The following is an 18,677-nucleotide window of genomic DNA, read 5'->3' on the forward strand; positions in this document are numbered from 1 at the left end:
TTTAATTTGTTTTATGCCGGCGCTCAGACCGAATGGCAAAGAGCGCCTTTTCTACGGTTCGTGCGTTTTTCTCGGTGATTTCTTCTTTGCGGGGGATCGGCGGGTATAAATGGTCCGGATCATTCCAAAAAGCGGGCAGAGTGACGGGAGAATGTTTCTGCCATTTATTGATCCACTCCTGCGGTATGCAGTCTCCCGGGTCAATTCCTTTCATCTCAAGCCAGATGCGGCTCCACGCCCTCGGGACGACTCTCCACATATCGTAGCCCCCTCCGCCGACTGCTATCCATCTTCCGCTGCAGTAATGGTGGGCTAACGAATGGGCAAGCCGGGGGATTTCACGATAAATGGAGATGGTATTGGACAGGTGCGTTAACGGATCATAGTAGTGAGCATCCGCTCCGTTTTGGGTGAGGATGACATCCGGCTTAAAGAAGGCCGCAATTTCGGAGGCGGCTGTTCGGTAAGCGTGAAGAAAAGAATCATCCTCAGTAAAAGCGTCCAGCGGAATGTTAAAGGAATAGCCGTAGCCTTGGCCGCTTCCCTTTTCCTGCACCTGCCCTGTTCCGGGAAATAAATAACGTCCGGTTTCGTGAAAAGAAACGGTGCAGACATCGGAGCTGTCGTAAAACGTAAATTGAACACCGTCACCGTGGTGGGCGTCCGTATCAATATAAAGCACTTTTGCTCCATAGTTTTTTTGGATGTATTGAATAGCCACGGCACTGTCATTATAGATGCAAAAGCCCGACGCTTTTCCGCGGAAGCCGTGATGAAGGCCGCCTCCTAAATTGCAGGCATGTCTGGCTTGTCCCGTCATGACATAATCAGCCGCGGTTAAGGTTCCGCCGACCAGAAGTGATGCCGCTTCATGCATACCGGCAAAAACGGGTGTATCCTCTGTGCCCAGCCCGTAGCTTTCTCCTTCTGCAACCGGGAGCTGTCCTGCCCCGGCCAGTTCCACGGCCTGTATGTAATCTTCCGTATGAACGAGAGAAAGCTCTTCTTTTGATGCCATACGGGGAGGAACGATATCTCCGTTTTCAAATGCATGCAGCGATTGAAGCAGGTCATATGTCAAAAGCACTCGCTGCTGATTAAACGGGTGCTCCTGATGAAACTGATAAGTTTGATAAGAAGGCGAGTAAATAAAGACACTGTCTCTCATAGCTGATCCCTCAAGTTCTTCGGCCACAAGACGTGATATCCCGCTTCATGAACGGCGCGGACAAAAGGAAGCGGGTTCATTGTCTTAATGCGAAAGACGAGTATATTTGATGCTGGAGCATCATGAGGATAGACGAGCACGCTCAGGATATGAAGCTGAAGATCACGGCACATACAGCTGATGTCAGCAAGGCTCTTTGTGATATCAGTCACCTTGATTTCAACTTGTGACCCCGGCTGTCCCGCGCCTGTCAGCCGGACAAACGTGCGCAGTACATCCGTTTTGGTCAGAATGCCTGAAAGCTTCTGATTCATAACGATTGGCAGACAGCCGATTCCGTGCTCATAAAAAGATGCCGATATTTCTTCAACGAAGTCAAGCGGATGAGCGCAGATGACATCCTCTTCCATAATGGTTTCTACCCTGTTTGTGAGAAAAGTGCTCCGATGCTTCTGTTCAAAGATGCCCGGGCTTGCCCGTTTGATATCCCTGTCGGTCACTATACCGATTACATGCCGTTCTTCGTCTGTGACCGGGAGATGGCGGATATGATGCGTTTTCATTTTGTGAATGGCCGTTTCAATGGAATCCGCTTTTGTGACGGTGATGACGTCCCGTTTCATGATTTGTTCTGCAATCATCTTTTTATCCCCTTTGTCTATGTCAGTTAATACATAAAACGCTGATAAAAACGAAGCCTGTCGAACTGTTCAATTGAATCCTGGCTGACGTGCTTTCCGATGCGGGCCATCAGACAATTCGCCGGGTGGGAACTGATTTCAGGTTCATCCGTTGCAAACCAGACGAGGCCCCCGGCATTCATCATCTTTTCCATCATTTTTCGGTAGGCCCATACATCTTTATTCATCCCTTTTAAGTCCCAGTGCCAGTAATATTCCGTGGTCATGATGATATACCGTTCCATCTGTTCATCCATCATGCTGACTGTCAGCAGGTTTTTTCCGACGGAACAGCCCCTGAATCCCGGTGCGACCTCGATTGCGCCGAGCTCAAGCAGGTCTTCCATATTCCCTTCAGACCATCTTTCAAGCGGATCAGGGTATAAATATGTCACATAGCCGATTATGGTCTGCCCGTCTCTGGCGATAATAATCCGTCCTTCGGGAAGCCCGGCTATCTCAATTAACGCTTTGTGCTGCTCGTGAGGAAGGCGAAAGGCTGTCAGACCTTCATGAAACTCATATTTTGCTAAGTCCTCTGGAGGAACAGGCCCTTCTATCAAAAGAGAGCCGGCTGCTGTCTGAATGTCTGAAGAATGGTATGTTTTATGATGTTTCACTGATTCACCGCCTGTCGATTCTTAATAAAAACATGTCTCCCTTAAGCATAACAAAATATAAAGCGTTTTCAATAGCGGAACAATTTATATTTTAAAAATTGAGAAAACTGTGAACTTCTACTATAATAAGGTCTATAGTTACGCAAAGGGGGATGTTGCATGAATTTGAAAGCGTTGCCAGCGGAGAAGGGGAATTATCACTTAAAAAATTATGAAGAAACATACCGTCAATTCAATTGGAAAGAAGTCGAAGCGGACTTTTCCTGGCATAAAACAGGGAAGCTGAATGCCGCTTACGAAGCGATTGACCGCCATGCCGAATCATTTCGCAAAAACAAAGTGGCGCTTTATTACCAGGATCCAAAGCGGGAAGAAAAATACACTTTTAAAGAAATGATGGAGGAATCCAACAGAGCCGGAAATGTACTGAAACGGTATGGAAACGTGGAAAAAGGGGATCGCGTTTTTATTTTCATGCCGCGCTCGCCGGAGCTCTATTTTATCATGCTCGGCGCGATTAAAATCGGCGCCATTGCCGGCCCTTTATTTGAAGCGTTTATGGAGGGGGCCGTAAAAGACCGCCTGTTAAACAGCCAGGCAAAAGTGGTCGTGACAACGCCTGAGCTGGCGGAACGGATTCCGGCCGACAGCCTGCCTGACTTGCAGCATATCTTCATCGTAGGCGGTTCCGGGACAGCCGGCGATAAGGTCATTCATTATGACGAAGCGGCAAAAAAGGAAAGCACAAAGCTAGAAATTGAGTGGATGGACAGAAGGGACGGCTATTTGCTCCACTATACGTCCGGATCTACCGGAACGCCTAAGGGAGTGCTTCACGTTCATGAAGCCATAATCCAGCAATATCAGACAGGCAAATGGGTGCTTGATCTTAAAGAAGACGACATCTATTGGTGCACCGCAGATCCCGGCTGGGTGACCGGAACTGTGTACGGTATTTTTGCTCCGTGGCTGAACGGAGCGGCGAATGTGATCGTCGGCGGAAGATTCAGCCCGGAAAACTGGTACGGCACGATTGAAAAGCTTGGTGTCAACGTATGGTACAGCGCCCCGACGGCCTTCAGGATGCTCATGGGAGCGGGGGATGAAATGGCGGCCAAATACGACCTTACTTCCCTTCGTCACGTACTGAGTGTCGGTGAGCCGCTGAATCCGGAGGTTATTAAGTGGGGGCATAAAGTATTCGGCAAGCGCATCCATGATACGTGGTGGATGACGGAAACAGGCGGACAGCTGATCTGTAATTATCCTTGTATGGAAATAAAACCGGGCTCAATGGGAAAACCGATCCCGGGTGTTGAAGCGGCAATCGTCGACAACCAAGGAAACGAGCTCCCGCCGTACCGCATGGGGAATCTCGCCATTAAAAAGGGCTGGCCGTCCATGATGGCTTCCATTTGGAATAATAAGGAAAAATATGATTCTTATTTCATGCCCGGCGGCTGGTACGTTTCCGGAGATTCAGCGTACATGGATGAAGACGGCTATTTTTGGTTCCAAGGCAGAGTTGATGATGTCATCATGACATCGGGTGAGCGGGTCGGTCCGTTTGAAGTCGAAAGCAAACTTGTGGAACATCCGGCAATCGCCGAAGCGGGTGTCATCGGTAAGCCCGATCCTGTCCGCGGAGAAATCATTAAAGCCTTCATCGCGCTCAGAGAAGGGCACGAGCCGTCCGATAAGCTTAAGGAAGAAATCCGGCTCTTTGTGAAGCAGGGGCTCGCTGCCCATGCCGCGCCGCGGGAAATTGAATTTAAAGATAAGCTGCCGAAAACACGGAGCGGGAAAATCATGCGGCGGGTGCTGAAGGCGTGGGAGCTGAATTTACCCGCAGGCGACTTGTCCACGATGGAAGATTAAAGGCAGTTGACATCATATTTTATTTATGTTAAAAATGAGTAAGCTAAATAGGAAAAGGTTGAGATTGAGACAAGTAGGGTATCCGAATGTTCCAGAGAGCTGATGGCCGGTGAAAATCAGCACATAAGATATGCCGAATACACTCATGAACCGCTTTTGCAAACAAAGCCGCCTAAAGGCTTTCAGTAGTGAAAGAACGGACGCCGTCCGTTATCAAGAAGAGTGATAGGAGCCTCTAAAGGCTTTTATTAGTAGGGTGGTACCGCGATTATATCGTCCCTTCGTGTAAACGAAGGGGCGTTTTTTATTTCATAAAAAAGGAGCAGACAAAATGACTAACTTATTAGAAGATTTATCTTTCCGCGGCTTAATACAGCAAATGACAGATGAGGAAGGGCTGAACAAACAGCTGAACGAAGAAAAAATGCGTTTATACTCAGGGTTTGATCCGACGGCTGACAGCCTCCATATCGGCCATCTTTTGCCGATTTTGACGCTGCGCCGCTTCCAGCTCGCAGGCCATCATCCGATTGCGCTTGTTGGGGGCGCGACAGGACTGATCGGCGATCCGAGCGGAAAAAAAGCGGAACGCACGTTAAATACTCAGGATATCGTTGTAGAATGGTCGCAAAAAATTAAAAATCAGCTTTCACGATTTTTAGATTTTGATTCAGGGGAAAACCCCGCCGTAATGGCAAACAACTTTGATTGGATCGGAAAAATGAGCATCATTGATTTCCTTCGCGATGTCGGAAAGAACTTCGGAATCAACTACATGCTTGCGAAAGATACCGTCAGCTCAAGAATTGAATCCGGTATTTCTTACACGGAATTCAGCTACATGATTTTGCAGTCTTACGATTTCTTAAATCTGTACAGAGAAAAGAACTGCAAGCTGCAGATCGGAGGCAGTGACCAGTGGGGCAACATCACGGCCGGCCTCGAGCTGATCAGAAAATCGGAAGAAGAAGGGGCGAAAGCATTCGGCCTCACCATTCCGCTCGTCACTAAAGCAGACGGTACAAAATTCGGTAAAACGGAAGGCGGCGCGATCTGGCTTGATAAAGAAAAAACGTCGCCGTACGAGTTCTACCAATTCTGGATCAATACAGATGACCGCGATGTCGTTAAATACTTAAAATACTTCACGTTCTTATCAAAAGAGGAAATTGAAGAATACGCTGAAAAAACCGAGACGGCTCCTGAGAAAAGGGAAGCGCAAAAACGCCTTGCGGAAGAAGTAACGGCTCTTGTTCACGGACGTGAAGCATTGGAGCAGGCCGTTCATATCTCTCAAGCGCTGTTCAGCGGCAATATTAAAGAGCTGTCCGCTCAAGACGTCAAGGTAGGTTTCAAAGACGTGCCTTCGCTTGAAAAAGACCGCAATGAAGAATCTGCTTTAGTAGACGTGCTCGTAGAATCGAAATTGTCGCCTTCTAAACGGCAAGCCCGCGAAGACATTCAAAACGGAGCCGTTTACATTAATGGCGAGCGCCAAACAGATATCGGCCATATTCTTTCTGCAGAGGACCGCATCGAAGATCAATTTACCGTTCTGCGCCGCGGAAAGAAAAAATACTTCCTGATCACTTACTAAAACGAACAGCAGCCTTGCCGTTTTCCGCGGCAGGCTGTTTTTTATGTTTTGTGAATACCGTTTCGGGAAATGAGTACATTACACGGTATAAACATAAACAAATATCGGGAAGGAGCGCTGCGCCGTGAATTTCATGTGCACCATCGCTAAAGAAAGATTGCAAAGGGATTATTGGGAAAAGCAGCAAAACAATACGGCCGACACCCCTGCAGATGAATCGGAGCAAAAAGAGGAAGAGACGACGTCATAACCTGTATGTAAGCGTTTAAAGAATAAGCCCCCATTTAACGAAATGGGGGCTTATTGAATATATTCCATCACCATATCAGTCTGACGGCGGCCATAAGCACAACCCCTGTTATCACAGTGACCGATAAGCTTTTCGTCCACATCGCACATAGCAATGTCGGGATAAGAACAATGATTGATTTCCAATCAAAGGCCAAAGCGTGATTTGTTTTCACGATCATGCCTTCGGTTACCAAGGCGGTAAGGATGCAAAGCGGAATAAAAGAAAGCCATTTTAATGCCAGCTCCGGCATTTGGATGTTCCGCACAAATATAAACGGCAGAATGCGAGGCACGATCGTAACAATCATGCAGCCAAGTATAATCCAGATCATTTGCATACTGATGCTCATTTATCCGTCACCACCCCGATAGTTGCGACGATCACGGTTGAGACGATAACAGCGACATGTGACGGAACAACATAGGATAATAAGATCATAAAAATCACCATGCAGACAATCAAAGAAAGATTGTGCTTCAGCTTTTCTGATGCGGCCGTCTGTATTTGCAGCACCAACAGCGCCGCAAACATGGCAGGCAATGCGAAGTCTAAACCGAGCGCTTCAGGATTGGAGATCCACTGCCCGAGCAGCCCCCCCAGCACGCAAGAGATCACCCAGCACAGATAAGCTGTAAGATTAAGGCCGTTCATCCACTTGTCATAAAGCTTGCCGTTTTTAGCCAGCCTGTTAATCGCCACCCCGAATGATTCGTCTGTGAGTAAAATGCCGAACCCGATGTTTTTCGTTAAAGAGTACTTCGTAAAATACGGCGCGAGGGTCAGACTCAGTAAAAGATGACGCAAATTGACGATAAACGTCGTTAAAATAATGGCTGAAATCGGGCTCCCGGACACAAGGAGCGAGCAAATAATAAATTGAGCAGCCCCGGCATATACACACAAGGATAATAAAGAGATTTCCAAAATACTAAGGTGAGAGGAAACTCCTACAATGCCGAAAGCAAAGCCGATGCTCATATAGCCGAGCAATGTAGGAACACAATCCTTCACCCCTTGTAAAAAAGTATCATCATTGATTTCCTGTGAAACCGTTTTTTGAACTTCCGTGTTAATCATTGTGTAAGCTCCTTTTTTTAGAGATTATAATGATAACTACTAATGAAAAAATCAAAGAAAATACGGTTCACATTAAATGAACCGATTTCCAGTTACTACATGAAATAAGGAATGATTTTGTTTCATCAGCCCTTCTACCTTTTCAGCGCCAACCTCTTTCACAAGCTCCGCAAACATGAGATCGTGCCTCATGTATTCCATGGCGACGAGAACGAGGGCGGGATCTTCTGATTTGATGGCCCACGCATTTGTCTGAGGAGAAAAATTAGCGATCAATACTTCTTTATTATCGCGGGCGGCAATTGTTAACCGCCCGCCCATGCGTTTTTCAGCCACTTCAGGAGACATATTATGATGTGTCGTAAGCCCGATCTTCATCTCCGGAGGGCCGAATACAATCGAAAAGACGGGCAATTCTTCTGCGACGCGTTTGTTAATGGCTTCTTGAATAAAAGGAACCTGCTGCTCCCAAACGGACAGCCACAGCTCTTCTTCTGCCTTTTCAATCATATCTTTCATTTCATTGATTACATGGTCATTGGTGCTGATGCGGCGGATGACGTTCATTTCCTGTTCGCTTTCAAGCGCCAATAGTTTTTCCTCAAGATAGCCGAAGGAGCTCTCGAAATCGTGCCGCAGCCGGTCAATTAATTCCCTTCCCGCTAACGGAGCGTATGTAACCGGATCAGAAGGCACGATATGGACAGCGCCTTTATCAACCAGCTTTCCTAATACCTCATAAATCATTGAGCGAGGGACGCCGGACCGTTTACTTATCTCATAACCTGTAATAGGTGAATGTTTTAATAAACCGATATATGCCTTGCATTCATATTGAGAAAAACCGAATTTCTGTAATTCTTTCAGTACATCCTCCATAAAAAACCTCCGTAGTGGTTATTCATTAAACCACTATAATGTAAGCGGTTATTTTTGTCAATGGGACCGTGTTATAGGGTCTTTCAGAATGGATGGAAGCCTATTTTTTGTTGCTTTCCAACATATTTTAGGGCGAGTTACATGTATGGCTGTTGTGAAAAACGTTGCTGTAGACCCACACAAATAAGGTTTGATACGATATGTTCATGGAAACAGAAGAGGAGGATCATGGTGGAAAACACCTCTAAAATTGCCTTTTTATCAGTGGTAAGCAATTCTTTGGTCGTATTGCTTAAAATAGCCGTCGGAATATTAACCGGTTCGGTGGCGATTCTTTCTGAGGCCATCCATTCTTTTTTAGATTTAATAGCTGCCTTTATCGCCTTTATTTCTGTGAGGATTTCTAAAAAGCCTGCTGATTCCGGGCATCCGTACGGGCATGGAAAAGTGGAAAATATATCCGGGACCATTGAGACGATTTTAATTTTTGCGGCGGGTATTTGGATGATTTATGAATGCGTGCAGAAATTGGTGAACCCGGAGCCTGTTCACCTGCCTGTATTGGGGATCATTGTGATGCTTGCAGGGGCGGTCATTAATTTTGTCGTATCGAAAATGGTGGGAAAAGAAGCCCGAAAGGTCAACTCCGTGGCCATGAAATCAAATGCCCTGCATTTACTGACGGACGTGTACACATCGTTAGGCGTTGCAGTAAGCCTTCTGTTTGTTGCTTTAACGGAGTGGTACATACTTGACCCGGTCATAGGCCTGGTGCTTGCGGCTTACATCATGCTTGAAGCCTTTAAATTAATGAAAGAAGCATTCCCTCCGCTGATGGACACTCGTTTATCCGGCGAGGAGGAGGAGACAATTTTAAAGATTATTACCTCCTTCAAGCGCGAATATATTGAAATACACGATTTTCGTACAAGGCGCTCAGGGCCGCAGGAGTATATCGATTTCCACTTAGTCGTATCATCTCATTTTACTATAGAAGAGGTGCACGGCTTATGCGACCGTATCGAAAAGGAAATCACAAATGAATTTAAAAATGCTCAAGTGCTGATTCATCCTGAGCCAGAAAGCGAAAGGAAAAAATAAAAGCGGTGTCGCCGGACCGCCGTTTCCGGTGTTTAATCGTTCGACAAAATGTGCAAACCGTTCCCTGGCCAACTTCCTTTCACTCATAATAAAGGCAGGGGGTGAAAGGCAGTGAAAGCTGCAGAATCAATCGAAACGTTTAAAAAATGGATTGCTGAAATTGAAGAAAGCAATGAACGATTGCGAAAAAAATTCGAGGCGGTTCAAAAGGAATTTTTACAAAAAAATTCACGTAAAGAAATGCTGGAACTGATAGCAAATGAGTATGCAGCAGAGGAAAGAGACGGCTTTAAGGCCCATTTTTATTACGATGATTTGGCCGAAGAAGCAAACGAGCTTGAAAAGAAATACAATCAAGAGCTGCATAATTATTATAAAAAAAGCCAGTACAACAACTATTTAATAAATAAATTGAAAGAAATCATTAAGATTTACTGATAAAAGCACCCTCAGAGGTGTTTTTTATTCGCGGTTGACATGATGTCAGGCTGACTTTATTTGAGGTGAACGATAGATAAGAGGAAAACAGAAGTTATCAACCCCGTTATGAAATTACGTTCGGCCTCTCTTAAGAAAATCCGGACTATTCATATCGAGGAGTTTCAGGCATGCGGAGGAACATAAGTTAGAAGGAGTTTTCAATCATAAAAATTTTCAAGCACAAATTGAAAATCAAGCCATATTCCAAGGAGGAGAGTATACGTGGAGCTGACCATAAGGAAGATGACAAAGGAGGATCAGGATCAGCTGATTGAAATTGATGACAGGTTTACAGCAGATTCGATTCTCGTCCTCTCTATGGATAAAAATAAAATTCACTATACGGTTGAAAATATACCCGGCTATATAAAAAGCTATAAGGACGACGAACAGCTTGAAGAATCGTCCGACTTCTCGGCATATATTGATCACCCGGATCAGGCGGTTTATGCAGCGTATATAGACGATCAGCTTGCGGGGTATGTTACGGTAAAACGCAACTGGAATGAATATGCGTATATTGAAGATATGAAAGTCGATATCAAGCACAGGCGCCAAGGAATCGGCAGGACATTAGTAGAACAGGTCATACAATGGGCAAAGGAACATAAGATGCCGGGCATCATGCTGGAAACACAAAATGTAAACGTAAAGGCTTGTCAATTTTATGAGAGCTGCGGTTTTAAGATTGGCGGTTTTGACTTTTGCCTGTATAAAGGGATAAAAAAACATGCAAATGAAGCTGCGCTGTATTGGTATTTGATATTTTAATACATTCCTAAAAAGAGGCCCATCAAAGAGGGTCTCTTTTTTTGCGGCGAAATTTAACGCTCCTTATGGTAACACAAGTCAACATCTTCAAACGGGTTTGAACCAACATTTCTTTGAAATATAGTAAAACTTAGGGTGGATATCCTTGTGACTCTTAATATAGATGACTTATTTTTTTTGAAATCAGCAAGTAGCTTATACATCTGAGGGGGTGGATTCATACGTTATGTTAGGAGAAAAGGGAAACAATTCCTTTTTCTCTAGGAGGTGAAAGTAATGAACTGTATTTCTCATAACGATATTCAACAGGGAGTTGCTGTTGCTCATAGAGAAGGTTTAGGAGATTATTTACACCAAGAACCGGTTTCCCGAAAAAGTTCGGGCCGTTCAAAAAAGCGCAAGCACCATCGTTCTTGCCGTTCTCGCAGCTTCAGACGTACGAGACGCACACGCCGTTCTCGCAGCTTCAGACGTACGAGGCGCACACGCCGCTCCCGCAGCTTCAGACGCTCGAGACGCACACGCCGCTCTCGCAGTTTCAGACGTACGAGACGCACACGCCGCTCTCGCAGCCATAAACGTACAAAACGTTCTTCACGCAAACGCTGTTTTAAATGCTAAACATGGAATCTCCTATGTTTAACGGATGCGAATAAGGAACGGTATCTGCTATAATTGAATAAAGAAAGAACTTCCAAGAAACTCCAAGCAGGAAAGCCTGCGGACACTGAACTTACAACATTGCGCTGTTTGTTTGGTGTCCGTTTTTGATTTCAGGGCCAAATAAATGACCGGTTATGCCGGATCATAGAAACGAAAGGATGATGTTATGTTTCATCTGAATAAAAATGTACCAGAAGAACCGCTCAACACGAACTTTGAAAAAACAGAGGAAGCCATTAATCACTTCTCCGCAGAAACAGCCCATGCACAAAATATCAGCAGCCAGCTTTTACATATTACAGACAGCGGGCATATAAGCATTGACTTTATCCAAAAAAGCGGGCTCCGAAACGCTAAGAAAATCGCTATTCTGGGTGATAGCGTCGCCCGGGGCCTGCGCGCACAATACGGCTTCGCTGATATTCTGAAAGACCGGACAAAGGCCGAGATTACGAATCTTTCTGTCAGCGGCGTCAATATGAGCAACAACGGAAAAAATAACATCTATCAGCAGGCGCTTAAGACGTCCGGCAATGAAGTCATTATTGTGCAGGGAACGGATGACGATTGGTGCAACCATATCGGCATTGGTAAAGACGAAAAGGATATTACCACATTTTACGGAGGGTTCTGCCAAGTCATTCAGCAGCTGCGCAGCAGAAACAAAGGGTGCAGCATCATTGTCGTGACCGCTACGAGGCAGGCGAAAATCTCAGAGGGAAAGATTGTCCGGCGCGATACCGATAAAAATAAATTAGGGCTGACGCTGGCCGACTATGTGGATGCCCAAAAAGAAGCCTGTACGCTGCTTTCCGTGCCGTATGCTGACCTGTTTTATACAGATTTAATTGACCCTTATAATCCGGCATTCCGCAAAATGTGCATGTCAGAAGGCCTTCACCCGAACGAAATAGGGCACCAAATCATTTTTCAGGAAATCTGCAGAAACTATTTTTACTATTACGGGTGAGAGGATGAATGAATAATTTATTGACAAAAACCGGAATAAAAAAAGCCCCCATTGCCGGAGGTCACTTATTTTTCTTCTCTTCTAAAAGCTCAATGATTCTTTGATTGGTATGTCTTTGCGCTCTCAAAAGCGATACAATATTTCCGGTAAAACCGATTAAAATAATTAGCAGCAAAATAATGATCCACACAAGCAGACCCCCTTCATGTAATGGAAAGCCAAAGCGCAAGCTCTTTATATATTTTACTTATGTTGTATGAAGGGGAGAATAGGTCTAAGCGATCGTGTTTTGTTTACTTTTTATCCGGGGGGAAGTGACTGGCCGGATAAATCATTCTTATAGCAGCCGCATAGGTGGAGGTCACTTCAGATCAAGATTCATGCCAAGTTCATTTGATCGTAATCAAACAGGAGTTTATATTTCGCTGAAGTGAATAAGAGCCTGCTCTATGAGTCTTTTTTTATTATAAATCTGCTTCAGCAAGAAACATAGCCGATAAAAAAGAAACCCCAGCTCTCCTGCTCTCATAAGGGATCTGGGGTTAATTCAATGCTCAGCAAGCGGATACTGATGTCTTGTCTGCAAATAAAGAAGGGGGAAGCCCCTTCTTTAGTCGATCCAACCTTCATAAGTCGCTCGATAAAACCCTTCTACAACTTCTACAGATTTAAGATAATACTTATATCCGTTTTTAATCGTTACGTTTGGGATATTTGATCTGTAAACAAAATCTTGAGTGAAAGAATCTTTAATCAATTGTGCAGAAGCTTCTCCTTGTGTTGATGTGATGGATGAATTAGCAGGACCGGCAGCAAAAGCAGGAGCAGCAGAAACAAGTAATGCCAGAGACAGGGCGGAACCAGTTAACACTTTTTTGAAGTTCATTTTAAACACTCCTTTTTCTTTTTTAATACAGTTGTATTATTACATATGTTGTTAAATTTGTCCATGTAAATTTATGTTGATGTTTTGTGAACACGAAAAGAAGGCAGTCAATTGAGATTAAAGGAAAACTTGTAATATATCGATTTTTACAGCCGTGGATTGATAACGGAGAAAAACTGGGGATAATCTCTCAAAGAAAGTCAAAAGGTTTACAAGCTTTATAAAGTTTTGTAACCGATAATATTAGAGAGCGGGTTAAGTAACACAGGTCACCAAAGGGGGGTTTTTTGTATGAAGTCCGTCACCCTTATGAAGGACTGCTTTCGTTCGACAAATTCTGCAAATGACTGAAGTGGTTCAAAGAAACGTTATAATGAAAAGATAGAACTGATTTGAAAGAGGGGGGATTCGATGCATTACATAACTGCATGCTTGAAAATTATTAGTGATAAGGGCCTTAATGAAATAATGGGGGAATTCAAAAAGCTTGAAGAAGCAACTAACAAAGAAGAAGGATGTATTACATTCCATGCTTATCCTCTTGAACCATCAGAAAGAAAAATAATGCTTTGGGAGATTTGGGAGAACGAAGAAGCTGTTAAAGCCCATTTCACCAAACCTCACACAAAAAATGTTCAAAAACAAAAATTAACGGAAGTAGAATGGTTAGTTAAAAGTAATGTGAATTAAAAAAAACTAAATCATGCTGCGGGTTTCTTTTTATACAGCAGGAGCTGAAAACATTGAATCAAATTAATTTGCTTTTAAGATTCTCACTTGAAGTCGCGGCACTGATCGTTTTAGGGTTATTTGCTTGGACTCACTTCAATGGTTATATTAGATTTGTTTTAACTTTAGTTCTGCCAATTGCGGTAATGGTTATCTGGTCCGTGTTTGCAGTTCCCGATGATCCAAGCCGAAGCGGTCAAACTGTAATAGCTGTAAACGGGATGACTAGATTGATTATTGAGTTATTGATTTTCGCAGCGGCTGTTGCTGCGCTGTATTTTAGTCATTTAAAAACAGCCAGCTTCATCTTTTTTTGTCTTATCATGCTGCACTACATTGCTTCACATGAGCGGATAAAATGGCTTTTACACCAATAAAGCATTACAAATTCAGCACTCTTTATCAGGGTGCTTTTTTATGTGCTTTCAAACTGCATCCGGTACGGCGGCAGCGTCATGGTTTATTACGCTTTATATCATGTGCGGTCTATTCGGTTAAACAGAATCAGGAATAAGATAGGCAAGACAACGAGACGAATGAAACAAAATCTATAATACTGCACGCTGGAAGCGAGTAAGAAAAGCCGTTCTGTTCAGGGACGGCTATTTGCGTTGTGAATGCCGGAGCCGAGGGACACGGTTCACCATTACGTTGTGGGAGCATTTGATCAAGATAAGCGTGAAATGATCTGTTTAGAGTGTCACAACTGTGAAATCGGGCGGTCTAAAGGGATCACTAAACGAATTTTATTATTTGTTTATTTGTTGCTTTTATCCTGATATCATCTGTAAATTTCTCTTTTTGAAGGCTTAAATTGGGTCGATTAGCCTCTTGTTATCGAGGGGATTTTATAAAAAAGAGTTGAAAATACCATTTAATTAACAAAGTTGTGTCAATTCTTTTAAAGATTCATTTTAAATATATCTTTTGTTCGGAAAAAGAGTTAATTTAAAGATGTATATAAGATACATCTTTAGGGGGTAAACAGGATGCTGAAAGAAAAAACAATTGAAATTATTAAAAGCACCGTACCGGTATTAGAAAAACACGGGGAAGAAATTACAGGACGTTTTTATGACCTGTTGTTTCAAAATCACCCTGAGCTTTTGAACATATTTAATCAAACAAATCAAAAGAAAAAAACGCAGCGTACTGCTTTAGCAAATGCTGTGATTGCAGCCGCTGCTAATATTGACCGTCTGGAAAATATTATTCCTGTTGTGAAACAAATTAGTCATAAACACAGAAGTATTGGAATTAAACCTGAACATTATCCAATTGTGGGGAAATATTTATTAATTGCCATTAAGGATGTTTTAAAGGATGCTGCAACTCCTGACATTATGCAGGCATGGGAAGAGGCATACGGCGTCATCGCAAATGCTTTTATCGGAATTGAAAAGGAAATGTATGAACAAGCAGAAAAACAAAAAGGAGGATGGAAAGGATATAAGGCGTTCAACATTGAGAAAAAGGTTCAGGAAAGTAAAGAAATTACATCTTTTTATTTAAAGCCGAAAGATGGACAACCTCTGCCCGAGTTTGAAGCAGGGCAATATATCAGCGTGAAAATTTTTATCCCGGAATCAGGTTATACCCATATTCGTCAGTATAGCTTATCAGATATTTCCGGTAAGGAATATTACCGTATTTCAGTTAAAAAAGAGGGGATCGTTTCCTCATATTTGCATGATCAATTAAATGAGAAAGATTCAATAGAAATTAGTGCGCCAGCCGGAGATTTTATTTTGGATTCGTCTTCTGAAAAAGATTTAGTTCTTATTAGTGCCGGGGTCGGTATTACGCCAATGATAAGCTTATTAAAAACAGCTGTTAAGAAACAGCCGCAACGAAACATTCTTTTTATCCATGCTGCTAAGAATAGTGAATATCATGCTTTGCGGCATGAAGTAGAGGAAGCTGCAGAACATTCATCAATTGAATCTGTCTTTATTTATAGTGAGCCATCCGAGAAAGACCGTTCAAGTAATGTTCGTTTCCGTGAAGGGCAGATTAACAAACAGTTTTTAAAAGAAGTGATCGCAAATCAAGATGCTGATTATTATCTGTGCGGGTCACCGTCTTTTATTAAACAAATGCAGAAACTGATTTCTGAATTAAATGCCGTACCTGACTCAATTCATTACGAATTATTTGAACCTCAGTTGAGCATGGCATGATTGTTTACATTCAGCACTCGATTTCCGGGCGGTCAAAACCCCTTTAAGCATATATGACCGGTAGTGAATATAGGTTTCGACAGTGGCACTGCGATGGCCGTCGCAGTGCTCTCCAACTCGTCGAGATAGAACGTTTCAGATTTTTGCGAGGAATGAAACGATTCGATGGAGGCATTATCAGCGGGTGTTCCTTTACGGGACATGCTCATGATAATGCCTTTTTCTTTGACGCCTGCTGACACGCTTAAGATGTGTAAACAGACCCCTGGTCACTGTCAGGATGCACCCTTCCGGCAGTATCGGAACTTATGATCTTGGCACAACGTTCCGATTTCCTGCTTAGCTGTTTCTTCCCGGCTCTTCCTCCTCCAGCGATAATAGACGGATCTCGAAATACCAAGATGCCGGCATATGTCGTCCTGACGGATGAGTTTTACGGCTTTTTCCGAGATCATTCCTCTCCATTCTTCGTACTTCTTCAATCTGCTGTTTCAAATACCTGTTTTCCGCCTTCAGTTTCTCTGTTTCACTTTTACATTCAGGCCCTTCTCCGAAGGAATAATACTTGCCCGCCGGCTGTTCAAAACGGTGGATTTCGCTTGCTTTATACCATTTCATTTAATGGGGTCAGTCCCTTAATGGATAGGGCTTTTTTTGTGTTTATAAACGTTTTTGAAGTGAGTATTATTTACTAAAATTGAGACATGAGAAAAAATGAAATAATACTTTTGTAACAAAATATGTTAAATATGTAATTTTTATATTGATGATATTTAAAATTTGTGGTAATTAATAATTATCTAAATTTTGAAAGGGTTGAAGTAATGAATAAATTTTTCTTGGCTCTGTTTTTATCTGTATTCACTTCTATCAGCATTGTTTCAACAGCAAATGCAGCAGTAATCGATCATGACAAGGTTGTCGGTTTTAAAGAGGTGGCACCTGCCACTGTTTCTCAAAAAGCGGCGAAACGTTTTCAACCATATTTAAAGGTTTATAGCGGCTGTGTGCCTTTTCCCGCAGTAGATGCTCAAGGCAATACGAGCGGAGGTTTACACCCTACTGGAGCGTCTGAAGGACATTGCAGTAAAAATACTGGACAAGTATATTCGCGGTCTGCATGGTACAATGGGGTTTGGGCAATTATGTATTCTTGGTATTTTCCTAAAGATGAAGCCTCTCCAAGTTTAGGTCACAGACATGACTGGGAAGGAATCGTTGTATGGGTTGATAATCCGGCAAATCAAAATCCAAAAGTTTTATCAATTGCATATTCTGGACACGGAAAATTCACAAATGTAGCACCAAGCGGAAGCAACATGAAAGATGGCGCTCATCCTTTGATTGCCTATGACAGCACGTGGCCGCTTAACCACGAATTGATGATGAGCGATCGTGTTGTAGGTGGAACTCAACCGTTAATCGGCTGGGATGATTTAACTCCTGCCGCAAGGAATGCATTAAATACAACAGATTTCGGCAAAGCAAATGTTCCGTTTAATGATAGTAACTTTACCAACAATTTAAAGAAAGCTTGGTTTAAATAAAAAATCAACTTTTTTTATCTGGGTATTGAGAGAAGAGTCCTTACTCAAAAAAGGGCTCTTTTTTCTGCTTAACTCTAGACTGCATTTACGGCCTCATGCTAAGGCGAAACTAAAGACCTCTTAATAGAGGACTCAATTCAATTTCTAGTCTTTTTTCTATACGTGTTTCTATAAAAAGAGATATACGTCACCTTTTTGTTGGTGAGTCAATAAGAGATATTATTGCAAAGGGAGGGAGCGTCTGTCCATCATTTTTAAATCTCCCCCAATTATATAGGGGAAAATACATATCAGAACACAAAAGAAAAACCCTCGAAATGTTGATATAACAACGTTTCGAGGGTTTAATTCAATGCTCTTTAAAGAGCATTTTAATTAACGAGAGTAGAACTCAACGATAAGCGCTTCGTTAATTTCCGGAGCAAGTTCAGAACGCTCTGGAAGACGAGTGAATGTACCTTCAAGCTTTTCAGCGTCGAAAGTAAGGTACTCAGGAACGAAGTTGTTTACTTCTACAGATTCTTTAATGATAGAAAGGTTACTTGATTTTTCGCGAACACCGATTGTTTGACCAGGTTTTACTTGGTAAGACGGGATGTCAACGCGGCTTCCGTCAACAAGAATGTGACCGTGGTTTACCAATTGGCGTGCTTGACGGCGAGTGCGCGCAAGACCTAGCTTGTACACAACGTTATCAAGGCGTGAATCTAAAAGAATCATGAAGTTTTCGCCGTGTTTACCAGTCATTTTTGCAGCTTTGTCAAACAATGTGCGGAATTGACGTTCGTTTACACCGTACATGTGACGAAGTTTTTGCTTTTCTTGCAATTGCAAACCGTATTCTGATAGTTTTTTACGTTGTCCCGGACCGTGTGGACCTGGTGCGTAAGGGCGTTTTTCTAATTCTTTACCTGTTCCGCTTAGAGAGATTCCTAAACGGCGTGACAGTTTCCAAGATGGACCTGTATAGCGAGCCATAATTGACTCCTCCTTTGGTTTTATTTTTGTGGAAAATAAAAACCGTCTGCTCTATTCGACCGTGCTCATTTTGTTTTCATGTATCCTCGCTCCAGCAGCAGAGAGTTACACGATACACCTTACCGCTAAGGAACAAAATGAAAACACAGAAGCTGAACAAAAAGGCTGCAATATTTCACAC

General features: G+C 43.1%; 23 protein-coding genes, 2 pseudogenes and 1 other annotated feature. Of the genes and pseudogenes, 12 read left to right on the forward strand and 13 right to left on the reverse strand.

Annotation, left to right across the window (positions count from 1 at the left end; all coding sequences use genetic code 11):
- Nucleotide 1: 1 nt before the first annotated feature.
- Genes KY305_RS10290 through KY305_RS10300 form a run of 3 tightly spaced genes read right to left on the reverse strand, consistent with a single transcriptional unit; the run spans nucleotide 2 to nucleotide 2,468 of the window.
- Nucleotides 2-1,168: an acetoin utilization protein AcuC gene (locus tag KY305_RS10290; protein WP_223062608.1), complete on the reverse strand. Its 1,167-nt coding sequence runs from the start codon at nucleotides 1,166-1,168 to the stop codon at nucleotides 2-4.
- Nucleotides 1,165-1,809 carry an acetoin utilization AcuB family protein gene (locus KY305_RS10295; protein WP_223062435.1) on the reverse strand — a complete coding sequence of 215 codons (645 nt, stop codon included), beginning with the start codon at nucleotides 1,807-1,809 and terminating at the stop codon, nucleotides 1,165-1,167. The genes KY305_RS10290 and KY305_RS10295 overlap by 4 nt, the downstream gene beginning before the upstream one ends.
- A gap of 26 nt (nucleotides 1,810-1,835) precedes the next feature.
- Complete coding sequence (locus KY305_RS10300; RefSeq protein ID WP_214803967.1) at nucleotides 1,836-2,468, reverse strand: GNAT family N-acetyltransferase; 633 nt, start codon at nucleotides 2,466-2,468, stop codon at nucleotides 1,836-1,838.
- A 159-nt stretch (nucleotides 2,469-2,627) separates the two neighbouring features.
- Here KY305_RS10300 and acsA point away from each other — a divergent pair, with 159 nt between their 5' ends.
- From acsA to sr7p, 3 genes are all read left to right on the forward strand, one after another.
- A complete protein-coding gene (gene acsA / locus KY305_RS10305; RefSeq protein WP_223062436.1) occupies nucleotides 2,628-4,346 on the forward strand; it encodes an acetate--CoA ligase in 1,719 nt (572 codons plus the stop codon).
- A 51-nt stretch (nucleotides 4,347-4,397) separates the two neighbouring features.
- Nucleotides 4,398-4,630 (forward strand) — a binding site (T-box leader).
- 47 nt (nucleotides 4,631-4,677) lie between these two features.
- Nucleotides 4,678-5,943, forward strand: a complete 1,266-nt coding sequence (gene tyrS, locus KY305_RS10310) for a tyrosine--tRNA ligase (protein ID WP_223062437.1) — start codon at nucleotides 4,678-4,680, stop codon at nucleotides 5,941-5,943.
- Nucleotides 5,944-6,067: 124 nt separating this feature from the next.
- Nucleotides 6,068-6,193 (forward strand): small protein SR7P, encoded by a 126-nt coding sequence (gene sr7p / locus KY305_RS19980; RefSeq protein ID WP_262417719.1) that lies wholly within the window; start codon nucleotides 6,068-6,070, stop codon nucleotides 6,191-6,193.
- Nucleotides 6,194-6,260: 67 nt separating this feature from the next.
- Here sr7p and KY305_RS10315 read toward each other — a convergent pair whose 3' ends face one another.
- From KY305_RS10315 to KY305_RS10325, 3 genes are all read right to left on the reverse strand, one after another.
- The gene (locus KY305_RS10315; RefSeq protein ID WP_223062438.1) at nucleotides 6,261-6,584 is read right to left on the reverse strand and encodes an AzlD domain-containing protein; all 324 of its coding nucleotides are present in this window, start codon (nucleotides 6,582-6,584) and stop codon (nucleotides 6,261-6,263) included.
- Nucleotides 6,581-7,312 carry an AzlC family ABC transporter permease gene (locus KY305_RS10320; protein WP_223062439.1) on the reverse strand — a complete coding sequence of 244 codons (732 nt, stop codon included), beginning with the start codon at nucleotides 7,310-7,312 and terminating at the stop codon, nucleotides 6,581-6,583. The genes KY305_RS10315 and KY305_RS10320 overlap by 4 nt, the downstream gene beginning before the upstream one ends.
- A gap of 72 nt (nucleotides 7,313-7,384) precedes the next feature.
- A complete protein-coding gene (locus tag KY305_RS10325; protein WP_223062440.1) occupies nucleotides 7,385-8,191 on the reverse strand; it encodes a TrmB family transcriptional regulator in 807 nt (268 codons plus the stop codon).
- 228 nt (nucleotides 8,192-8,419) lie between these two features.
- On the opposite strand from KY305_RS10325, the gene KY305_RS10330 reads away from it, so the two are divergent.
- The 4 genes and pseudogenes from KY305_RS10330 to KY305_RS20345 all read left to right on the forward strand — a co-directional run.
- Nucleotides 8,420-9,292: a cation diffusion facilitator family transporter gene (locus KY305_RS10330; RefSeq protein WP_223062441.1), complete on the forward strand. Its 873-nt coding sequence runs from the start codon at nucleotides 8,420-8,422 to the stop codon at nucleotides 9,290-9,292.
- A gap of 111 nt (nucleotides 9,293-9,403) precedes the next feature.
- Nucleotides 9,404-9,730, forward strand: a complete 327-nt coding sequence (locus KY305_RS10335; RefSeq protein WP_214803974.1) for a hypothetical protein — start codon at nucleotides 9,404-9,406, stop codon at nucleotides 9,728-9,730.
- A 264-nt stretch (nucleotides 9,731-9,994) separates the two neighbouring features.
- Nucleotides 9,995-10,543 (forward strand): GNAT family N-acetyltransferase, encoded by a 549-nt coding sequence (locus tag KY305_RS10340; RefSeq protein ID WP_316252443.1) that lies wholly within the window; start codon nucleotides 9,995-9,997, stop codon nucleotides 10,541-10,543.
- Between the two features lie 276 nt (nucleotides 10,544-10,819).
- A pseudogene (locus KY305_RS20345) lies at nucleotides 10,820-10,894 on the forward strand (hypothetical protein); the annotation flags it as partial.
- A gap of 36 nt (nucleotides 10,895-10,930) precedes the next feature.
- On the opposite strand, the gene KY305_RS10345 reads toward KY305_RS20345, so the two are convergent.
- Complete coding sequence (locus tag KY305_RS10345) at nucleotides 10,931-11,119, reverse strand: hypothetical protein (RefSeq protein WP_223062442.1); 189 nt, start codon at nucleotides 11,117-11,119, stop codon at nucleotides 10,931-10,933.
- Nucleotides 11,120-11,372: 253 nt separating this feature from the next.
- On the opposite strand from KY305_RS10345, the gene KY305_RS10350 reads away from it, so the two are divergent.
- A complete protein-coding gene (locus tag KY305_RS10350) occupies nucleotides 11,373-12,176 on the forward strand; it encodes an SGNH/GDSL hydrolase family protein (RefSeq protein WP_223062443.1) in 804 nt (267 codons plus the stop codon).
- Between the two features lie 61 nt (nucleotides 12,177-12,237).
- Here the strand turns inward: KY305_RS10350 and KY305_RS19985 are convergent, their stop codons facing one another.
- Together KY305_RS19985 and KY305_RS10355 are read right to left on the reverse strand one after the other, a co-directional pair.
- Nucleotides 12,238-12,366 carry a hypothetical protein gene (locus KY305_RS19985; RefSeq protein ID WP_262417720.1) on the reverse strand — a complete coding sequence of 43 codons (129 nt, stop codon included), beginning with the start codon at nucleotides 12,364-12,366 and terminating at the stop codon, nucleotides 12,238-12,240.
- Nucleotides 12,367-12,786: 420 nt separating this feature from the next.
- Nucleotides 12,787-13,062 (reverse strand): hypothetical protein, encoded by a 276-nt coding sequence (locus KY305_RS10355; protein ID WP_223062444.1) that lies wholly within the window; start codon nucleotides 13,060-13,062, stop codon nucleotides 12,787-12,789.
- Between the two features lie 411 nt (nucleotides 13,063-13,473).
- On the opposite strand from KY305_RS10355, the gene KY305_RS10360 reads away from it, so the two are divergent.
- The 3 genes from KY305_RS10360 (at nucleotide 13,474) to hmpA (ending at nucleotide 15,971) form a co-directional block, all read left to right on the forward strand.
- Nucleotides 13,474-13,752: a putative quinol monooxygenase gene (locus KY305_RS10360; protein WP_223062445.1), complete on the forward strand. Its 279-nt coding sequence runs from the start codon at nucleotides 13,474-13,476 to the stop codon at nucleotides 13,750-13,752.
- A 44-nt stretch (nucleotides 13,753-13,796) separates the two neighbouring features.
- Nucleotides 13,797-14,168, forward strand: coding sequence for a YrdB family protein (locus KY305_RS10365; protein ID WP_223062610.1), 372 nt, complete (start codon nucleotides 13,797-13,799; stop codon nucleotides 14,166-14,168).
- Between the two features lie 612 nt (nucleotides 14,169-14,780).
- Complete coding sequence (gene hmpA, locus KY305_RS10370) at nucleotides 14,781-15,971, forward strand: NO-inducible flavohemoprotein (RefSeq protein ID WP_223062446.1); 1,191 nt, start codon at nucleotides 14,781-14,783, stop codon at nucleotides 15,969-15,971.
- A gap of 89 nt (nucleotides 15,972-16,060) precedes the next feature.
- Here hmpA and KY305_RS20465 read toward each other — a convergent pair.
- The 3 genes and pseudogenes from KY305_RS20465 to KY305_RS20475 all read right to left on the reverse strand — a co-directional run.
- Nucleotides 16,061-16,245 (reverse strand): annotated as a pseudogene (locus tag KY305_RS20465) (IS3 family transposase); the annotation flags it as partial.
- Nucleotide 16,246: 1 nt separating this feature from the next.
- The gene (locus KY305_RS20470) at nucleotides 16,247-16,366 is read right to left on the reverse strand and encodes a hypothetical protein (RefSeq protein ID WP_483862204.1); all 120 of its coding nucleotides are present in this window, start codon (nucleotides 16,364-16,366) and stop codon (nucleotides 16,247-16,249) included.
- The gene (locus KY305_RS20475) at nucleotides 16,311-16,589 is read right to left on the reverse strand and encodes a hypothetical protein (RefSeq protein WP_262417693.1); all 279 of its coding nucleotides are present in this window, start codon (nucleotides 16,587-16,589) and stop codon (nucleotides 16,311-16,313) included. The genes KY305_RS20470 and KY305_RS20475 overlap by 56 nt, the downstream gene beginning before the upstream one ends.
- A 206-nt stretch (nucleotides 16,590-16,795) precedes the next feature.
- Here KY305_RS20475 and KY305_RS10380 point away from each other — a divergent pair, with 206 nt between their 5' ends.
- Nucleotides 16,796-17,518, forward strand: a complete 723-nt coding sequence (locus KY305_RS10380; RefSeq protein WP_223062448.1) for an NPP1 family protein — start codon at nucleotides 16,796-16,798, stop codon at nucleotides 17,516-17,518.
- Nucleotides 17,519-17,893: 375 nt separating this feature from the next.
- Here KY305_RS10380 and rpsD read toward each other — a convergent pair whose 3' ends face one another.
- Nucleotides 17,894-18,496 carry a 30S ribosomal protein S4 gene (gene rpsD, locus KY305_RS10385; protein WP_214803979.1) on the reverse strand — a complete coding sequence of 201 codons (603 nt, stop codon included), beginning with the start codon at nucleotides 18,494-18,496 and terminating at the stop codon, nucleotides 17,894-17,896.
- Nucleotides 18,497-18,677 lie beyond the last annotated feature (181 nt).

Origin of the sequence: Bacillus sp. YC2 (assembly GCF_019891195.1) — a bacterium.
Classification (GTDB): domain Bacteria; phylum Bacillota; class Bacilli; order Bacillales; family Bacillaceae; genus Bacillus.

What these genes read in the sequence shown, in the direction of transcription:
- KY305_RS10290 (WP_223062608.1), bottom strand. Translation starts at nt 1,168, where the DNA reads ATGAGAGACAGTGTCTTTATTTACTCGCCTTCTTATCAAACTTATCAG.
- KY305_RS10295 (WP_223062435.1), bottom strand. Translation starts at nt 1,809, where the DNA reads ATGATTGCAGAACAAATCATGAAACGGGACGTCATCACCGTCACAAAA.
- acsA (WP_223062436.1), top strand. Translation starts at nt 2,628, where the DNA reads ATGAATTTGAAAGCGTTGCCAGCGGAGAAGGGGAATTATCACTTAAAA.
- tyrS (WP_223062437.1), top strand. Translation starts at nt 4,678, where the DNA reads ATGACTAACTTATTAGAAGATTTATCTTTCCGCGGCTTAATACAGCAA.
- KY305_RS10315 (WP_223062438.1), bottom strand. Translation starts at nt 6,584, where the DNA reads ATGAGCATCAGTATGCAAATGATCTGGATTATACTTGGCTGCATGATT.
- KY305_RS10320 (WP_223062439.1), bottom strand. Translation starts at nt 7,312, where the DNA reads ATGATTAACACGGAAGTTCAAAAAACGGTTTCACAGGAAATCAATGAT.
- KY305_RS10325 (WP_223062440.1), bottom strand. Translation starts at nt 8,191, where the DNA reads ATGGAGGATGTACTGAAAGAATTACAGAAATTCGGTTTTTCTCAATAT.
- KY305_RS10330 (WP_223062441.1), top strand. Translation starts at nt 8,420, where the DNA reads ATGGTGGAAAACACCTCTAAAATTGCCTTTTTATCAGTGGTAAGCAAT.
- KY305_RS10345 (WP_223062442.1), bottom strand. Translation starts at nt 11,119, where the DNA reads ATGGCTGCGAGAGCGGCGTGTGCGTCTCGTACGTCTGAAACTGCGAGA.
- KY305_RS10350 (WP_223062443.1), top strand. Translation starts at nt 11,373, where the DNA reads ATGTTTCATCTGAATAAAAATGTACCAGAAGAACCGCTCAACACGAAC.
- KY305_RS10355 (WP_223062444.1), bottom strand. Translation starts at nt 13,062, where the DNA reads ATGAACTTCAAAAAAGTGTTAACTGGTTCCGCCCTGTCTCTGGCATTA.
- KY305_RS10360 (WP_223062445.1), top strand. Translation starts at nt 13,474, where the DNA reads ATGCATTACATAACTGCATGCTTGAAAATTATTAGTGATAAGGGCCTT.
- hmpA (WP_223062446.1), top strand. Translation starts at nt 14,781, where the DNA reads ATGCTGAAAGAAAAAACAATTGAAATTATTAAAAGCACCGTACCGGTA.
- KY305_RS20475 (WP_262417693.1), bottom strand. Translation starts at nt 16,589, where the DNA reads ATGAAATGGTATAAAGCAAGCGAAATCCACCGTTTTGAACAGCCGGCG.
- KY305_RS10380 (WP_223062448.1), top strand. Translation starts at nt 16,796, where the DNA reads ATGAATAAATTTTTCTTGGCTCTGTTTTTATCTGTATTCACTTCTATC.
- rpsD (WP_214803979.1), bottom strand. Translation starts at nt 18,496, where the DNA reads ATGGCTCGCTATACAGGTCCATCTTGGAAACTGTCACGCCGTTTAGGA.